The sequence below is a fragment of the Vibrio sp. 1078-1 genome, from assembly GCF_033340475.1.
Map to the genome: position 1 here is coordinate 1 of NZ_JAWOWM010000853.1, position 527 is coordinate 527.

Below are 527 nucleotides of genomic sequence, written 5' to 3' on the forward strand. Positions count from 1 at the left end.
AAGCCACTTGCTCGGATTTAAAATTACCAAGCAGCGCGTCATACAACTCGTGATCACTCAACACACCAACCAACTTGTCATCTTCCACCAGCAACAGAGGCTGGTTACTGCGCTGCTTAAGCTCTATCGCTTCGCGCATGCTGATGTTCGGGCTAACCTGAACCAGAGAGTTAGATTCGACATCATCAAGGTTCGATGATTCGCTTACCCACTGAATCAGTGACTGTTCAGAGTCCGACAAACTCAGCCCTTTCGACTCTTGCGTCACCCAAATTTCTTTATCAGGACAAATAAGCACACGCTCTTTTTCACGTACCAGAGCATCACTCGACTTCATTAGAGAACGTCCTTTAAGCACATTCAGAGGATTCGTGTGGGCAACAAAGTCCGCTACATAATCATTTTCTGGTGCCAGTATGATTTGCTCTGGTTTGCCATGCTGAATCAGTTTACCCGACTCCATAATGGCAATGTTGTTACCAATTTTAAGCGCTTCATCTAAATCATGACTCACGAACAAAATCGTT

1 protein-coding gene is annotated in these 527 nt (G+C 45.0%); it reads right to left on the reverse strand.

Translation table 11 applies throughout. From position 1 onward, the window contains the following. The coding region (locus R7190_RS30450) for a CBS domain-containing protein (protein ID WP_411978109.1) at nucleotides 1–527 on the reverse strand (527 nt) is incomplete at both ends.